This is a genomic window from Paramagnetospirillum caucaseum (assembly GCF_000342045.1).
In the GTDB taxonomy this organism is placed as follows: domain Bacteria; phylum Pseudomonadota; class Alphaproteobacteria; order Rhodospirillales; family Magnetospirillaceae; genus Phaeospirillum; species Phaeospirillum caucaseum.
In genome coordinates this window covers 1-14,945 of record NZ_AONQ01000010.1, presented here as the reverse complement: position 1 = coordinate 14,945, position 14,945 = coordinate 1, and the positions used below count along the sequence as shown (strand labels likewise).

Below are 14,945 nucleotides of genomic sequence, written 5' to 3'. Positions count from 1 at the left end.
TCCGTCATGGCATCGAGCACCGCAAAGCGGAGCAATCTCCGGGCGGTGGGACTGCGCCCCCTGCAAATCTGGGTTCCGGACACAAGACGCCCCGGCTTTGCCGAGGACTGTCACCGGCAGTCATTGCTGGCCGCCGAGGCCGAGGCCGCCGACACCGAGTTGCGGACCCTCCTGGATGACGCCCTGGCCGACACGGACGGGTGGACGGCGTGAGGCGCGGCGACCTCGTCACCATCGTCCTGCAGGGCGATTTCGGCAAGCCCCACCCCACCCTGGTCATCCAGTCGGATCAGTTCGACGCTCACCCCACCATGACCGTCTTACCGCTAAATCCCTGCGCGGTTCTTGGCACGGGCGCCGACCCTTCCTGAAGCAAGCCAGGGAGCGGGCCGGCGGATCCGAAGCCTGTTCCTAGGCCTTCTTGACGAACTCCGACTTCAGGTTCATGGCCCCGATGCCGTCGATCTTGCAGGAGATGTTGTGTCCATCGCTCGCATCCACCAGACGGATGCCCTTGACCTTGGTCCCGCCCTTGACCACCAGGGACGATCCCTTGACCTTCAGGTCCTTGATCACCGTCACGCTGTCGCCGTCGGCGAGCACGTTTCCGTTGGCGTCCCGGACCTCGGAACCGTCCCCGCCGGCATCGCCGGACTCGGTATCCGGGTTCCATTCATGGGCGCAGTCGGGGCAAACCCACAGGCTGCCGTCATGATAAACGTTTTCAGAGTTGCACTTGGGGCACGTCATTCCGCTGGTCATTGTCTACCTCGTTGCTGGTGCGCGATCCTAATGCACCAGCCCATCCATGCGCCAGGGGGCGTTTCCGGGGCTCAGGCCGCGGCCGGCCGGCGGCGGCGGGCCAGCCACAGCACCGCGCCGAACGCCAGGACGACCGGAACCAGCGACAGGGCGTTGACCGCCTGCCACCCCAGGGCGCTTTGCACCGCGCCCGAGGCGAAGCTGGTGACCGCCGTGGTGCTGAACACCAGGAAGTCGTTGAGGGCCTGGGCCTTGGCACGTTCCTCGGAGGCATGGGCCTCGGACAGCAGGGTGGTGCCGCCGATGAACATGAAGTTCCAGCCGATGCCCAGCAGGACCAGCCCGACCCAGAAATTGACGAAGGCCGTTCCCGCCAGGTTGCAGGCCAGACTGACCGCCAGCAGCACCGCGCCGGTGGCGATGATCCGCAGCACGCCGTAACGGCGGATCAATCCGCCGGTGAAAAAGCTCGGCACGAACATGCCCAGCACATGCCAGCGGATGATCTCGGTGGAATCCGAGAAGGCGAAGCCGCATCCGACCATGGCCAGCGGCGTCGCCACCATCACCAGATTCATAACGCCATAGCCGATCATGGCCGACAGGGCGGCGACCACGAAGGTCGGCTGGATGCCGATCTCCCCGAGCCGGCGGCCGGTTTCGTGCCGGGCCAGTTGCGGCGGCCGGGGAATCCGCACCGCCTGCAAGGTGATGATGTTGAGCAGGCACAGCCCGGCCAGCACGGCATAGGGGCCGGCGAACAGCACCGGAGCGAAAAGATCGGCGGTGCGCTTGGCCAGTTCCGGTCCCAGGAAGCCGGCGACGATGCCCCCCGCCATGACCCAGGAGATCGCCTTGGGCCGGAAGGCCGGGCTGGCCACGTCGGCGGCGGCGAAGCGCAGATACTGGAAGAAGCCGTTGTGAACGCCGATGGGGGCCGCCGCGGCGACGAAGCCCCAGAACGACCCGGTCAGCAGGGCCCACACCGACAGCACCGCCCCGCACAGGCCGATGGCCTGCCCCACCGAGAAACCGATGCGCCGCCCCAGCCGGCCCATCAGCAGGGAGGCCGGGATGGTCGCCGCCATCATGGAGACGAAGTGGATGCCCAGGGGAAGGGTGGCCAGTTCCGGCGACGGGGCCAGCATGGCCCCCGCCAGGGCGACGACCGCGAACACCATCACCGAGCCGCTCATGGACAAGGCCTGACAGCCGCTCAGGAGGATGACGTTCCTCACCGGGTGTTTCGTCGCAGTCACGCTTATCGGCCCGATCAATGGATGATGCCGGCCGATGGTGAGGCAACGCGTCCGGCTTGGCTACGTCCGAATCGGCATTTGCCGCTATGGCGATGCCCTGGTGAAAGATGTACCCTCGCCGTGGATCATCCTGGTTGCCCGCATGCGGCCTTCCCCGAAGAGAAGGGGGCACCATGGATCGCCGATGAACAGGGAGGGAAATGAATGCTTGCGATGATCGCCAACACCCGGATTCTCATCAAGGTATTCGTTGCCCCCATCATCCTGATCATCTCCATGCTGGTCCTGGGCGTGGTGTTCCACTTCGCCATGGCGCGGCAGAACGCGGCCATGGACAGCATGGTCAACACCTCCTTCGCCAACAGCCGCGCCGCCGCCGAGCTGGACGGCATGGCGGCCACCATCGAATCCAACCTCTACCGCATCCTGGGCTGGAAGGCGGCCAAGGAGGACAAGGACAAGATCACCCTTCTGGACAAGGAACTGCGTGCCGACGTCAAGGTGTTCGGCGATAAGGCCAACGAACTGCTCAAGGCCATGGCGGCGGACCCGGCGGTGGCCAAGCACGTCAAGGACTACGTCCTGGCGGTCGGCGACGTGCTCGGCATGTACGAGAGCGACCACATCACCGCCCTGTCCATGATGGGCGCCACCGAGTTGGAATATGACGGCCTGCGCGCCGACCTGCAGGGACTGACCACCAAGGCCGCCTCGCGCGCCGCCGCCGACTATCGCGATACGGCGGCGCTGGCCGCCTCCACCGAGGTGGAATACGCCCTGGTCCTGGCCATCTTCCTGCTGATCGGAGCGCTGGTCACCTTCGCCATGGGCCGCATGATCGCGCAGCCGGTGGCCGAGATCACCCGGGTGATGGGCAAGCTGGCCGGCGACGACCTCGATGTCGAGGTGCCGTTCCTCGACCGTGGCGACGAGATCGCCGAGATGGCCGCCGCCGTCGAGGTGTTCAAGGCCAACAAGCGCCGCGCCGTGGAACTGGAACAGGCCCAGCGGGCCGACCAGGAGGCCAAGGAACAGCGGCGCATCGCCCTGGAGCAGCAGGCCGCCCGCTTCGAGGCCAGCGTCACCGACACCCTGGAGGCGGTGGTCACCGCCAGCGGCCAGATGCAGAGGACGGCCGGCGACATGGCCTCGACCTCCGAGACGGTCAAGCTGCAGTCCCAGGCGGTGTCCGACGCCGCCGCCCAGGCCTCGGACAACGTCAATTCGGTGGCGGCGGGCGCCGAGGAGCTTTCCGCCTCCATCAAGGAGATCGGCCGCCGGGTCAGCCATTCCAGCACCATGGCGCGCACCGCGGCGCGCGAGTCCGAGGAGGCCAACGACATCGTGCGCGGCCTGGCCGAGGCCACCCATCGCATCGGTGAAGTGGTGGACCTGATCAACTCCATCGCCGCCCAGACCAACCTGCTGGCCTTGAACGCCACCATCGAGGCGGCGCGGGCCGGCGAAGCGGGCAAGGGCTTCGCCGTGGTGGCCGGCGAGGTCAAGACCCTGGCCACCCAGACCGCCCGGGCCACCGAGGAGATCGCCGGACAGATCGGCGTGGTGCAGCAACGCACCAACGCGGCGGTGGAGGCCATCGCCCATATCAGCGGCACCATCACCGAGATCGACACCGTCGCCGCCGAGATCGCCCAGGCGGTGGACCAGCAGGACGCCGCCACCCAGGAGATCGCCCGCAACGTCCAGCAGGCGGCCATGGGCGCCCTGACGGTGACCGACAGCATCCAGTCGGTGAGCGCCGCCACCTCGTCCAGCGGCCAGATCGCCACCGACGTGCTGCAATCCGCCCGCCAGTTGGCGACCAAGGCCGACCTGCTGCATCACGAGGTCGATTCCTTCCTGGCCGCCATCAAGGACGAGGAGAAGTTCAGCCATTCAGAGGATCTGGCCTTCGCCGAATTCGTCCGAAGCGGCGCCGCCGACCTCGGCCGCCGGCTGGAAGAGGCGGTGGAGCGCGGCGACATCGCCTTCGACCAGCTGTTCGACGAATCGTACCAGCCCATCCCCGGCACCACGCCGCAGCAGGTTTCGACCCGCTTCACCGAACTCACCGACCGGTTGTTCCCCGAAATCCAGGAAAAGGCCCTGGGCCAGTTCCCCAAGGCGGTGTTCTGCGCCGCCGTGGACCGCAACGGCTACCTGCCCACCCACAACGCCAAGTTCTCCAAGCCTCAGGGCAGCGACCCGGTGTGGAACGACGCCAATTGCCGCAACCGCCGGATGTTCACCGATCCCACCGGTCTGGCCGCCGCCCGCAACACCGCCAAGCCGTCGCTGGTGCAGACCTACCGCCGCCAGACCGGCGACAAGAGCGTGCTGATGATCGACGTGTCGTCGCCCATCGTGATCCGCGGCCGCCATTGGGGCGCCTTGCGCATGGGCTACGCCGTGTAGCCATGGGGCGTCGGGATGACGGGGGGGATTACCCGCCGCCGAGAAGCGACAGCAATCCCCGCCGTCCCACCGGCGCCTCCGCCTGCCAGGGCACCAGGGCGACACGCGGCGCCAGACTGTCGGCCACCCTGCGGATGAACGGCAGTTCGTAGCGGCCGCGCCGGGCCAGGACGGGATGGGTGGTGCCGCTGGCCAGCAGGCTCTGGTTGATCACCCAGGCATGGGGCGCGATGCCGGCGCGGGCCAGATCGCTGCCCAGCCGCTCGGCCTCGTGCACCGGGGTGGCCTCGGCCAGGGTGACGATGACGATGCGGGTGAAGGCGGGATCGCGCAGCCGGGGCAGCAATTGCCGCACCGATTCCGGCATGTCGGCCTGGGTGCGCATCACCTCGCGGTGATAGGCCTCGGCGGCGTCCAGCAGCAGGATGGTGTGGCCGGTGGGCGCGGTGTCGAGGATGACGAAGCGGTCGCGCCCCTCCTCCACCGTGCGGGCGAAGGCGCGGAACACCGCGATCTCCTCGGTGCAGGGCGAACGCAGATCCTCTTCCAGCATGGCGTGGCCGGCGGCATCCAGACCGGCGCCCGCCTTGGCCAGGACCTCGCCGCGATAAGCCTCCACCTCGGCCTCGGGGTCGATTCGGGCCACGTCGAGGCCGGCGATGCGCCCTTCCAGCGTCGAGACCACATGGGCGGCGGGATCGGTGGTGGACAGCGTCACCGCGTGGCCGCGCGCCGCCAGCGCCACGGCGATGGCGGCGGCCAGGGTGGTCTTGCCGACCCCGCCCTTGCCCATGGTCATCACCACGCCGTGCCCCATGGCCTCCAGCCCGTCGATCAGCGGCGCCAGACCGGGGGGCAGCGTCCCCACGGGGAGGGAAACCGCCTCCACCGTTTCCTCCGGCGCGCCGAACATCAACCGCAGCGCCTCCAGGCCGACCGTACCGCGCGGCAGGAAGGCAATCTGCTGGCGCGGCAGGGAGGCCAGACCGCCCGGCATGGCGGCCAGCGCCTCCGTCCCACGCCACTCCATGGCCTTTGCCACGGAATCGTCACTGTCCCCGGCCGTGAACACGCCGTTGAGGGCGAGGCGGAGATTGCCGACCCCCAGTTCGGCCAGCTCGCGCCTTGTGCGCTCGGCCTCGCGCAGGGCGGCGGTTTCGGGCCGCGCCACCAGCACCACGGTGGTGGTGGCGGGGTCGGCCAACTGCGCCACGGTGGCGGCGTACAGCGCCTTCTGCGTCTCGAGGCCGGCCAGCGGCCCCAGGCAGGAGGCGCCGCCGGTGGCGGACGCGATGAAATCGGTCCAGGCCGAGGGCAGGGTCAGCAGCCGCAACGTATGGCCGGTGGGTGCGGTATCGAAGATGACGTGGTCGAAATCCGCTGTCGCCGCCGGGTCGCCCAGCAGCTTGGCGAATTCGTCGAAGGCGGCGATCTCCACGGTGCAGGCGCCGGAGAACTGCTCCTCCATGCTGGCGATGGCGGCGGCGGGCAGGATGCCGCGATAGGGGCCGACCATGCGTTCCCGATAGTCATGGGCCGCCGCCTCCGGGTCGATGTTGAGCGCGAACAGGCCGGGCGCTCCGGCCACGGGGGTGGGGCTCTGGCCCAGTTCGGTGCCCAGCACCTCGTCCAGGTTGGAGGCCGGGTCGGTACTGACGATCAGCACCCGCCTGCCCGCCTCGGCCAGGGCCAGCCCGGTGGCGCAGGACAGCGAGGTCTTGCCCACGCCGCCCTTGCCGGTGAAGAACAGGGTGCGGGTGTGGTCCATGTCAGCAGCAGCCCGGTTTGGGCGGGCAGCAGGACGAAGAGCCGTCGGCCTTGACGGTGATGCGGGGCTTGGGCTGGCCAAGGCCGAGCTTGGCCGCCAGCTGGTCGCGCGACAGATGCACGCCGGTGGAGACGATATGGCCGTCCACGGCGATGATCGGCAGGCGATCCATGCCCGCCTCCATCTCCTTGATCACGGCCGGATTGGCGGCGAAGGCCTGGGGCTCGGAGCCCAGATTGTAGCGCCGCACCTCGACGCCCTGTTCGGCCGCCCAGGCCAGATCGGCGGCGAAGGTGACCAGCATGGGATCGACCTCGGGCCCGCACACGCCGGTGGAGCAGCACATGGCGGGATCGTAGACTTCGAGCTTCTTCATGATGTCCTCCTCTCGTACCAGCCCTTGCTGGAATTGACGATCTTGACGACGGACAGCATCACCGGCACCTCGATCAGCACCCCGACCACGGTGGCCAGGGCGGCACCCGACTGGAAGCCGAACAGGGAGATGGCGGCGGCCACCGCCAGTTCGAAGAAATTGGAGGCGCCGATCAGGGCCGAGGGTCCGGCGACGCAATGGGCCACCCCCAGCTTCTTGTTCAGCAGGTAGGCCAACCCGGAATTGAAATAGACCTGGATGGTGATGGGCACCGCCAGCATGAGGATGACCAGCGGCTGATTGATGATCTGCTCGCCCTGGAAGCCGAACAGCAGCACCAGGGTGGTGAGCAGCGCCACCAGCGACAACGGCCCCAGCCGGGTCAACGTGGCAGCCAGGGCGCCGCTCTTCAGCAGCGCCTTGCGCCAGGCTTGAGCGATGATCACCGGCACCACGATGTAGAGCACCACCGACAGGAACAGGGTGTCCCACGGCACGGTGATGGCCGACAGGCCCAGCAGCAGCCCGACGATGGGGGCGAAGGCCACCACCATGATCAGATCGTTGACCGCCACCTGGGACAGGGTGAAATGGGGTTCGCCGTTGGTCAGGTTGGACCACACGAAGACCATGGCGGTGCACGGCGCGGCGGCCAGCAGGATCAGCCCGGCGATGTAGGACTCGATCTGCCCGGGCGGCAGATAGGGCCGGAACAGATGGCTGACGAAGATCCAGCCCAGCAGCGCCATGGAGAACGGCTTGACCGCCCAGTTGATGAACAGGGTGACGCCGATACCCTTCCAGTGCTCCCTGACCTGATGCAGCGCCCCGAAATCGATCTTCAGCAGCATGGGGATGATCATCAGCCAGACCAGCACCGCCACCGGCAGGTTGACCTGGGCCAGTTCCATGCGCCCGATGGCCTGGAACGGCCCCGGCAGCCAGTGGCCGAGCGCCACGCCGGCCACGATGCACAAGGCCACCCAGAGGGTCAGATAGCGTTCGAACAGGTTCATGCTAGACCTCCCCGGCCCGCTCCGGGCCGAGTTCGATGAGGCGCTTCACCTTGGCCTCGATCATGGCATAGACCTTGCGGAATTCGGCCAGACGCTCCTCGTGGCTGCCCTCGGCCGCCGCCGGATCGGGAAAGCCCATGTGCACCTTGGCGGGATGGCCCGGCCAGACGGGACAGATTTCGCCGGCGGCGTTGTCGCAGACGGTGATGACCAGATCCATTTTCGGCGCATCGGGCAGGGCGAATTCGTCCCACGACTTGGAGCGGTAGCCCCCGGCCGGCAGGCCCTTCTCGGCCAGCACCTCCAGCGACAGGGGATTGACCTTGCCGGTGGGATTGCTGCCGGCGCTGAACGCCCGCCACTTGCCGCCGCCCAGATGGTTGATCAGGGCTTCGCCCAGGACGGAACGGGCGGAATTGCCGGTGCAGAGAACCAGGACGTTGATCATGGAGAAGCCTCGCAGCAGGAAGAGTTGGTGACCGCGCCGCCGGGCAGGGCGGCGCGGCCCTGATCGCACAGCACCTGGACCGGAACCTGATTGACCATGGCCAGCAGCCGGCGGTCCTCGGCGATGGTGGGGTCATCGGCCAGCGAGGCCGCCACCATGGCCAGGAATTGCGGCGCGTAGGGATTGAGCCCGCGCTGGGCCAGCCGGTAATGGACCCACTTGCCGTCGCGGCGCTGTTGCAGCAGCCCGGCGACCTTCAGGGCCGCCAGATGCTTGGAGATGGTGGCGGTCGCCAGGCCGAGAATCGTGGTGATCTGGCAGACGCACAGCTCACCGCCCTCCAGCAGCTTGAGGATGCGCACCCGGCTGGGATCGGCGACGGCCTTGGCCACGGTTTCGAAGGTTTCGATCATGGGCGTATACTGCCATCATTTCGATATCTACGAAAATGATAGTCCTGTGACAGCGCCGATTCAAGCCGATTGCCGGATCTTCTACGGGGAACGCCGGGGAATGGACAGGGACAGGCGGCGTTCGAACCGCTCGACGAACAGCCCGCCGGCCGCCCCCAGCAGCGCCGCCGCCAGCAGGAACCACAGGACGCGGTCCCAGCCACCGGTCAGGCTGACCAGGGCCGCCGCCGTCAGGGGGCCGACCAGCTGGCCGAGATTGGAGCCCTGGATCACCATGCCGTTGGCCGCGCCGATCTGGCGCGGCGCCGAGGCGTGCACGGCGGTACCGCCCAGCACCGCCGACGGCAGGATGCCGCCCAGCCCCGAGAACAGCAGGCACAGGACGAAGCGCGTCGCATCGGAAAGTTCGGGGGAGAAGATGCCGATGGAGCACAGCCCCATGGCCAGATTGGCGCCGACCACCAGGGCGCCGCGCGGCACGCGGCGGTGCAGCAGCCAGGCCCCCATCACGCCACCGGGCGCATTGGCGGCGGCGATCAGCGCGGTGACGGCGGCGGCGCTGACCGCGTCGGTCTGCCGCGTCTCCATGAGGAAGCTGGGCAGCCACACCAGCAGGGACGACCATTGCGCGGTATAGGCGGCGAAGGCGATGGCCAGCCACCACAGGCCAGGCCGCCGCAGCGTCGCCATCAGGTCGCCGGCGATATCCCGCAGGTTGAGGGGGCCGTGGGCGGCCTCGTTGCGGGGCAGGTGGCGGGTGATCCAGCCCAACAGGACCATCATGCCGAGACAAACCAGCGCCAGCAGCAGCCACAGCCCGCGCCAGCCCACCGCCGCCTCGGCGAACGGCGCGGCGGCCAGGGCCAGGGCCACGCCGGTGGGCATGTAGACCCCCAGGAGCCCGAAGGTCAGCCGCAGGTCGCGGGGGGCCGTCGCCGCCAGGATCAGGCCGGGGCAGGACACCACCACGGAGATGAAGCCGACGCCCTCGAGGCAGCGCCCGACCAGCAGCAGCGTCTGGTCCGAGGCCACCGCCCCCAATCCGCCGCCCGCCGCCAGCATCACCAGGCCGAGCAGCGCCGAGCGGCGATGGCCGAGAGCATCGCCGATGCTGCCCTGGACGATGCCGCAGACCGAACCCAGGGCGTTGAACATGGAAACCACCCAGCCGGCGGCAATCAGGCCGAGGCCGAGATCGTGGCGCAGGACGGGAATGACCGGGGGCGCCTTGCCGATATGGGCGGCGGCCACCACGCCGGCCAGGATCGAGACGCCGACCACCGACCACCGCGTCGTGCCTTGTATCCCCATGATCGACGCTCTCCGGCCGGCCCTGTGCGTGAACATGCTGTGACGGGGCCGGAAACCCGGCCCCGCCGGAACAGCGACTACTTCTTCATGGCCTTCCAGGGATCGGAGACCTGGGGAATGGTCTCGATCTCGATGTTGACCAGCTTGCCGCCCACGTCCTCGACCCGGCGGATATACTGGTTCTGGACGATGTCGCGGGTGGCCGGATCGATCTTGATCGGGCCGCGCGGGCTCTTGGGATTGGACCAGTTGGACAGGAAGGCGATGGTCTTGTCGGCGTCCATCTTGCCCTTCTGGGAGATGATGGCGTCGAACACCGCCTTCATACCGTCCCAGCCGGCCACGGCAAAAAAGGTGGGAACCGAGGCCTCGCCGTATTCCTTCTTCCAGGCCGCCACGAACTCCTTGTTCTCCGGCCGGTCGCCCGACGGGGAATACTGCAGCAGGGTGGTGACGCCCAGCGCCGCCTTGCCCATGTTGGGAAGCTCGTCGTCGCTGGTGATGTCGCCCGGCCCGATGATCTTCACCTTGGAGCGGGTCAGCCCGATATCGTCGAAGGCCTTCATGAAGGCGGTGGCCTGGGGACCGCCGGGATTGAAGACGTAGACGGTCTCGGGATTGGCCTCCTTGACCTTCTGCAGGTAGGGCAGGTAATCGCTGGTCTTCAGCGGGATGCGGACCGAGCCCACTACCTCGCCGCCATTCTCGGAGAAGCCCTTGATGAAGGCGGTCTCGCCGTCATGGCCGGGGGCAAAGTCGCTGACCACGGTATAGGCCTTCTTCATGCCCTGCTTGGCCGCCCACTGGCCGAGCGGATAGCTGGTCTGCCACAGAGTCCAGCCGGTACGGATGACGTAGGGCGACTGTTCGGTCACCGCCGAGCCGCCGGCGGTCATCACCACGAAGGGGATCTTGGCTTCCTTGGAGAGCGCCGCCACCGCCGTGGCGTTGGGCGTCCACTGGCCGCCGGTCAGCATCTGGACCTTCTCGCGCAGGATCAGTTCCTGGGCCAGACGCTTGGCCACGTCGGGATTGGGGCCGGTATCGTCGCGCCGCACCAGTTCGACGTTGACCCCCGCCGGCAGGCTGGCGCTGTGGGTCTTGACGTAGAGATTGATGGCCCGGTCGATCTGTTCGCCCAGGGCGGCATCGCGCCCCGAATAGGTCAGGATCACTCCGACCTTGACGGTTTCGGCTCCGGCGGGAAACGCCGCCATGGCCGCCAGCCCCACACCGCCGATGACCGCAGCCCGTGCAGTCTTCCAGAATAGTTCAGACATGCCTCAAACCTCCCTCTTGGTGATTATTCCGCCTTGCCGATCCGGCACAGCAATGCACGGAGCTGATAGGTCCCCATTGCCGGGTCGTAAGGCGGCTCGCTGTTGGTCAGCAGGTTGACGTTGGACTTCCAGACTCCGTACTCAGGCCCCTCCTCGTCGGGGAACCACCAGGCGTGCTCGGCGTTGATCACGCGGGCGTCGATGCCGGTGGTGAGCTTGGCCTTCTGCTTCATGCGGCCGCGCTTGGTCTCGATCCACATCCAGTCGCCGCTTTCGATGCCGAAGCGGGCGGCGGTGTCGGGATGGATCTCGGCCTGCGGGTCGCGCCGCGCCTTGCGCAGCTTGGGCAGCTGGCGGTGTTCCGAGTTGAAGTAGAAAGGAATGCGCCCGCCGGTGGTCAGGACCAGGGGGAAGTCCTTGGCGGTTTCAGGAGCGGAGATCGGGCTTTCCGGCGGTTCCTCGTAATAGGGCAGCGGGGCGTAGCCCATCTGCTCCAGCCGGGTGGAATACAGCTCGATCTTGCCGGTCGGCGTCTTGAAGCCCTTCTCCTCGTGCTTGCCGTACTTGAACGGCACCTTGACGAAGCCCTTTTTGGTCAGTTCCTCGAAGGTGATCCCCAGGCCCTTCAACTGGGAGTCCAGCACGTCGCGCACCGGTTCGGTGCAGCCGGGCAAGTTCATGCGCCGCGCCAGTTCGGTGAAGATCTCCTCGTCGGCCTTGCACTCGTGCACCCGCACCGATTTCTGCTGGCCCAACACCACGTTGGCGGCGATGGTCGGCAGGCCGGCGATCTGGTCCAGTTCCGGCCACGACGCGGCGGGCAGGACGATGTCGGCCAGCTCGGCGGTCGGCGTCATGAACAGGTCGGCATTGACCATGAAGTCCAGCTTCATCAGAGATTCGTAGACCAGCGACGAATTGGCGTAGGTGGTGAGCGTGTTGTTGCCGAACACCAGGAACGCCTTGACCGGATAGGGTTTGCCTTCCCGCATGGCCTGCAGCAGGGTCGGGATGTGGGCGGCCGGCAGATCGGCCCCCTCGCCGCCCAGCAGCTTGAACTGCTGGCCACCCAGGCGCTTGGCGTTGGCTTCCGGGCTCAGCAGCTCGATCAGGCTGGGAAAGCGGCCGATGCCCTTCATGCCGAACACCCAGCCGCCGGGAATCTCGATATTGCCGGTCAGCACCGGAAGCATCGACAGGGCGCGGATGGTCTGGATGCATTTGGGCGTATGCTCGATGGCGCAGCCCCATTCCAGCAGGGCCGGCTTGGTCTTGGCGAACAACCGGGCCGCCGCCCGGATCTTGCCGGCCGCGACCCAGGTGATGGGTTCGGCCCATTCCGGCGAATACTGCCCCACATGCGCCGCCAGGGCGTCGAAGCCGTGGGTCCAGCGGCTGACGAAATCCTCGTCGTAGAGCTTCTCGCCGATGATGACGTTGAGCATGGCCAGACCCAGCGCGTCGTCGGCGCCGGGCCGCACCTGCAGCCAGATGTCGGCCCGCTTGGCCAGCTCGGTCTCGCGCGGGTCGACCACGATGATGTTCTTGGCCTGAGCCAGCGAATCGCGCGCGTTGAAGCGGGTCTCGCCGTCCGGCCCGGAATTCACCGGGTTGTGGCCCCAGTACATGATGGTTTCGGCCGGGACGTCGCCGGTGAAGTCGCAGACCGGATACTCGCCCATGGTCAGGATGCAGGTGTTGACCCGCGGGTGGAAGCACTGGGCGAAGCCCGGCTCGGCCCAGTTGGGGGTGCCCAGCGCATGGCCGAAGCGCGACACCCAGCGGATGTGGTGCCGGCCGGTGCCGGTGCCGAGCGCGATGGACTCCGGCCCGTATTCTTCCTTGATCCTGCCCAGCCGGGTGGCGATCTCGTCCAGCGCCTCGTCCCAGGTGATGCGGTCCCACTGGCCCGAGCCGCGCTTGCCCACCCGGCGCATGGGGTATTTCAGCCGGTCGGGATGGTAGACCAGGTCGCGGGTGACGGTGCCGATGGGGCACAGGCGGCCCCGGTTCAGGGGAGAGTCCGGGTCGCCCTCCACCTTGATCAGCTCTCCGCCGCGCACATGGAGCAGCGTGCCGCAGCCGCCGTGACAGGACCGGCAGACGCTCTTCAGGATGGTCGTCTCGCCATCGGTCGCTTCAACGGATACTTCGGCTGACGTCATCACGCTTCCTCCTCGAATCAACAACCGCAAAGGCAACGCGCCGTGGCCATACGGCACGACAGCGATGGTCACATCACTGTATGCCGGGGATGTTTCGGTCCTTGATTTAATATCGTCGGAGAGCGTTCGCAGAAATCGAACGATACCGCCCCATGACGCGGCGACAGCGTGATCACCATCTGCGATGGAATAATTTCAGAACACCATGCCGGGCGTTCTGAAAATCAAAACGCTAAAATATTAATTGGCAACCATTCCCCTCGTCACTGGCCGTTATCATGGTTACGGTTCCTCTGAACCATGCCGGCAGGCCTGGATATTGTCTCCCCACTCGTGACCGGGATGCCGAGCCGCTATACCCTCTCTTGGCCGGACGTTCATTCGTCCGGCCCCTTTTTCCCCGAATCCCTTCCCCGGAGATCACCATGGACCATAGTTGGGACGAGATCGACCAGCTGACCGAGATCCTGGAAGCGGAAGCGGCGGGGGATTCGGTCAACACCGGCAAGGCCTGCGAACTGGCCGGCCGGCTGATGGAGAGCTGCCCAGAGATCGCTTGCAGCCTGGGCCTGATCCTTTCACGATTTCAAACCCGATAACCCCTTGCCGGCGAAAGACGTCCGATGCTGTCCAACTCCCGCTCCGTCCATGTCGAATTCGGCCATTGCGATCCGTCCGGCATCGTCTTCAACCCCAATTACTTCGTCTGGTTCGATTTCTCGGTGCACGCCCTGCTGGGCCGGGCGGGATTGTCCCTGAAATCCCTGATCGCGGAATTCGGCATCGACGGCATCCCGCTGGTCGACAACAAGGCGCAGTTCAAGGCGCCGTGCCGCTGGGGCGACGACCTGATCATCGAGAGCCGGATCGTGGCGCTCCACCGCAGCGCCTTCGAGATCCAGCACATCGTCCGCAACGGCGACGTGGTGGCGGTCGAGTGCTCGGAAACCCGGGTGTGGACCGTGTTCGACGCCGAGAAGGGGCGGATCAAGGCGGCGCCGCTGCCGCCCCCGGTCATCGCCGCCTTCTCCGTCTAGCCGAAACGGACGAACTCGCCGACCTCGCGGCGGACGCGCGGCGCCGTCTCCCTGAGGCGCAAGGGCTCGGGCAGCGCCTCGGCGGGGCCGGGATAGGCGACGGCCATCAGCGCCACCACCTCGAAGCCGGCGGCAAGGCCCAGGGCCTCGCCGGCCGCCTGATACTTGAAGCCGCCGATCATGTGCACGGTCAGCCCCAGTTCGGCGGCCCGAAGCGCCAGATGGGCGTTGGCCTGGCCGACATCGTGATAGGCATGGCGGTTGGCGCCGTCGCGGCCACGAAATCCCAGCTGCGCCACCGAGGCCAGGATCACCGGGGCCTTTTCCGCCCAAGCCCGGTTGTGCGGCTCCATGCTGTCCAGCACGCGAGCCCGGACGTCGGACGCCGGATCATCCAGCACCACATAGCTCCACGGCTGCTCGTTGAAGGCCGAGGCGGCCCAGCGCGCCGCCTCGAACATCCCGTGCAGCGCCGGGCGTTCGATGGGCCGCTCGCTGAACGACCGCAGGCTGCGCCGCTGGCTAAAAAGGCGATCGAGGTTGGGCATCATGACACCTCTTTCTACAGCAACATGGACAGCGGGTCTTCGATCAGCGTCTTGAAGGCGGCCAGGAACTCGGCCCCCACCGCGCCGTCGACCACCCGGTGATCCACCGACAGGGTGCAGGTCATCACCGTGGCGATGCCTAAGGCG

The 14,945-nt window shown here is 67.3% G+C and carries 17 protein-coding genes; 5 read left to right on the top strand and 12 right to left on the bottom strand.

All coding sequences use genetic code 11. The features are described 5' to 3' along the window. Nucleotides 1-6: 6 nt before the first annotated feature. Both H261_RS05220 and H261_RS25960 read left to right on the top strand, forming a co-directional pair. Nucleotides 7-213 carry an antitoxin MazE family protein gene (locus H261_RS05220; protein ID WP_008615143.1) on the top strand — a complete coding sequence of 69 codons (207 nt, stop codon included), beginning with the start codon at nucleotides 7-9 and terminating at the stop codon, nucleotides 211-213. Further along, nucleotides 210-371 carry a type II toxin-antitoxin system PemK/MazF family toxin gene (locus H261_RS25960; RefSeq protein WP_235062872.1) on the top strand — a complete coding sequence of 54 codons (162 nt, stop codon included), beginning with the start codon at nucleotides 210-212 and terminating at the stop codon, nucleotides 369-371. The genes H261_RS05220 and H261_RS25960 overlap by 4 nt, the downstream gene beginning before the upstream one ends. Before the next feature lie 40 nt (nucleotides 372-411). On the opposite strand, the gene H261_RS05210 is transcribed toward H261_RS25960, so the two are convergent. Both H261_RS05210 and H261_RS05205 read right to left on the bottom strand, forming a co-directional pair. Then, complete coding sequence (locus H261_RS05210) at nucleotides 412-762, bottom strand: zinc ribbon domain-containing protein YjdM (RefSeq protein WP_008615141.1); 351 nt, start codon at nucleotides 760-762, stop codon at nucleotides 412-414. Nucleotides 763-833: 71 nt separating this feature from the next. Next, nucleotides 834-2,000, bottom strand: coding sequence for an MFS transporter (locus tag H261_RS05205; RefSeq protein ID WP_008615140.1), 1,167 nt, complete (start codon nucleotides 1,998-2,000; stop codon nucleotides 834-836). A gap of 225 nt (nucleotides 2,001-2,225) precedes the next feature. Between H261_RS05205 and H261_RS05200 the strand changes: the two genes are divergently transcribed. Next, nucleotides 2,226-4,436, top strand: a complete 2,211-nt coding sequence (locus tag H261_RS05200) for a methyl-accepting chemotaxis protein (protein ID WP_152426716.1) — start codon at nucleotides 2,226-2,228, stop codon at nucleotides 4,434-4,436. A gap of 28 nt (nucleotides 4,437-4,464) precedes the next feature. Here H261_RS05200 and arsA read toward each other — a convergent pair whose 3' ends face one another. The 8 genes from arsA to H261_RS05160 form a co-directional block, all read right to left on the bottom strand. Continuing rightward, nucleotides 4,465-6,204 carry an arsenical pump-driving ATPase gene (gene arsA / locus H261_RS05195; protein ID WP_008615138.1) on the bottom strand — a complete coding sequence of 580 codons (1,740 nt, stop codon included), beginning with the start codon at nucleotides 6,202-6,204 and terminating at the stop codon, nucleotides 4,465-4,467. A gap of 1 nt (nucleotide 6,205) precedes the next feature. Beyond that, nucleotides 6,206-6,580 carry an arsenite efflux transporter metallochaperone ArsD gene (arsD, locus tag H261_RS05190; protein ID WP_008615136.1) on the bottom strand — a complete coding sequence of 125 codons (375 nt, stop codon included), beginning with the start codon at nucleotides 6,578-6,580 and terminating at the stop codon, nucleotides 6,206-6,208. Further along, the gene (gene arsB, locus H261_RS05185) at nucleotides 6,577-7,596 is read right to left on the bottom strand and encodes an ACR3 family arsenite efflux transporter (protein ID WP_008615134.1); all 1,020 of its coding nucleotides are present in this window, start codon (nucleotides 7,594-7,596) and stop codon (nucleotides 6,577-6,579) included. The genes arsD and arsB overlap by 4 nt, the downstream gene beginning before the upstream one ends. A 1-nt stretch (nucleotide 7,597) precedes the next feature. Next, nucleotides 7,598-8,044 (bottom strand): arsenate reductase ArsC, encoded by a 447-nt coding sequence (locus H261_RS05180; RefSeq protein ID WP_008615132.1) that lies wholly within the window; start codon nucleotides 8,042-8,044, stop codon nucleotides 7,598-7,600. Continuing rightward, a complete protein-coding gene (locus tag H261_RS05175) occupies nucleotides 8,041-8,457 on the bottom strand; it encodes an ArsR/SmtB family transcription factor (RefSeq protein ID WP_008615131.1) in 417 nt (138 codons plus the stop codon). The genes H261_RS05180 and H261_RS05175 overlap by 4 nt, the downstream gene beginning before the upstream one ends. Before the next feature lie 81 nt (nucleotides 8,458-8,538). Further along, complete coding sequence (locus H261_RS05170) at nucleotides 8,539-9,768, bottom strand: MFS transporter (protein WP_161625005.1); 1,230 nt, start codon at nucleotides 9,766-9,768, stop codon at nucleotides 8,539-8,541. A 77-nt stretch (nucleotides 9,769-9,845) separates the two neighbouring features. Then, the gene (locus H261_RS05165) at nucleotides 9,846-11,048 is read right to left on the bottom strand and encodes an ABC transporter substrate-binding protein (RefSeq protein ID WP_081608858.1); all 1,203 of its coding nucleotides are present in this window, start codon (nucleotides 11,046-11,048) and stop codon (nucleotides 9,846-9,848) included. A gap of 23 nt (nucleotides 11,049-11,071) precedes the next feature. Further along, entirely contained in the window at nucleotides 11,072-13,213 is a 2,142-nt protein-coding gene (locus tag H261_RS05160; RefSeq protein ID WP_008615128.1) for a molybdopterin-containing oxidoreductase family protein, read from the bottom strand. Nucleotides 13,214-13,638: 425 nt separating this feature from the next. Between H261_RS05160 and H261_RS25730 the strand changes: the two genes are divergently transcribed. Together H261_RS25730 and H261_RS05155 are read left to right on the top strand one after the other, a co-directional pair. Further along, a complete protein-coding gene (locus H261_RS25730) occupies nucleotides 13,639-13,812 on the top strand; it encodes a hypothetical protein (RefSeq protein ID WP_008615125.1) in 174 nt (57 codons plus the stop codon). A 24-nt stretch (nucleotides 13,813-13,836) separates the two neighbouring features. Continuing rightward, a complete protein-coding gene (locus tag H261_RS05155; RefSeq protein ID WP_008615123.1) occupies nucleotides 13,837-14,250 on the top strand; it encodes an acyl-CoA thioesterase in 414 nt (137 codons plus the stop codon). Here the strand turns inward: H261_RS05155 and H261_RS05150 are convergent. Together H261_RS05150 and H261_RS23775 are read right to left on the bottom strand one after the other, a co-directional pair. After that, a complete protein-coding gene (locus H261_RS05150) occupies nucleotides 14,247-14,801 on the bottom strand; it encodes a nitroreductase family protein (RefSeq protein WP_008615121.1) in 555 nt (184 codons plus the stop codon). The two genes, H261_RS05155 and H261_RS05150, sit on opposite strands and share 4 nt — an antisense overlap. An 11-nt stretch (nucleotides 14,802-14,812) precedes the next feature. After that, the coding region (locus tag H261_RS23775; RefSeq protein WP_008615113.1) for a 2-oxo acid dehydrogenase subunit E2 at nucleotides 14,813-14,945 on the bottom strand (133 nt) is incomplete at its 5' end.

What these genes read in the sequence shown, in the direction of transcription:
- H261_RS05220 (WP_008615143.1), top strand. Translation starts at nt 7, where the DNA reads ATGGCATCGAGCACCGCAAAGCGGAGCAATCTCCGGGCGGTGGGACTG.
- H261_RS05210 (WP_008615141.1), bottom strand. Translation starts at nt 762, where the DNA reads ATGACCAGCGGAATGACGTGCCCCAAGTGCAACTCTGAAAACGTTTAT.
- H261_RS05200 (WP_152426716.1), top strand. Translation starts at nt 2,226, where the DNA reads ATGCTTGCGATGATCGCCAACACCCGGATTCTCATCAAGGTATTCGTT.
- arsA (WP_008615138.1), bottom strand. Translation starts at nt 6,204, where the DNA reads ATGGACCACACCCGCACCCTGTTCTTCACCGGCAAGGGCGGCGTGGGC.
- arsD (WP_008615136.1), bottom strand. Translation starts at nt 6,580, where the DNA reads ATGAAGAAGCTCGAAGTCTACGATCCCGCCATGTGCTGCTCCACCGGC.
- arsB (WP_008615134.1), bottom strand. Translation starts at nt 7,596, where the DNA reads ATGAACCTGTTCGAACGCTATCTGACCCTCTGGGTGGCCTTGTGCATC.
- H261_RS05180 (WP_008615132.1), bottom strand. Translation starts at nt 8,044, where the DNA reads ATGATCAACGTCCTGGTTCTCTGCACCGGCAATTCCGCCCGTTCCGTC.
- H261_RS05175 (WP_008615131.1), bottom strand. Translation starts at nt 8,457, where the DNA reads ATGATCGAAACCTTCGAAACCGTGGCCAAGGCCGTCGCCGATCCCAGC.
- H261_RS05170 (WP_161625005.1), bottom strand. Translation starts at nt 9,768, where the DNA reads ATGGGGATACAAGGCACGACGCGGTGGTCGGTGGTCGGCGTCTCGATC.
- H261_RS05165 (WP_081608858.1), bottom strand. Translation starts at nt 11,048, where the DNA reads ATGTCTGAACTATTCTGGAAGACTGCACGGGCTGCGGTCATCGGCGGT.
- H261_RS05160 (WP_008615128.1), bottom strand. Translation starts at nt 13,213, where the DNA reads ATGACGTCAGCCGAAGTATCCGTTGAAGCGACCGATGGCGAGACGACC.
- H261_RS25730 (WP_008615125.1), top strand. Translation starts at nt 13,639, where the DNA reads ATGGACCATAGTTGGGACGAGATCGACCAGCTGACCGAGATCCTGGAA.
- H261_RS05155 (WP_008615123.1), top strand. Translation starts at nt 13,837, where the DNA reads ATGCTGTCCAACTCCCGCTCCGTCCATGTCGAATTCGGCCATTGCGAT.
- H261_RS05150 (WP_008615121.1), bottom strand. Translation starts at nt 14,801, where the DNA reads ATGATGCCCAACCTCGATCGCCTTTTTAGCCAGCGGCGCAGCCTGCGG.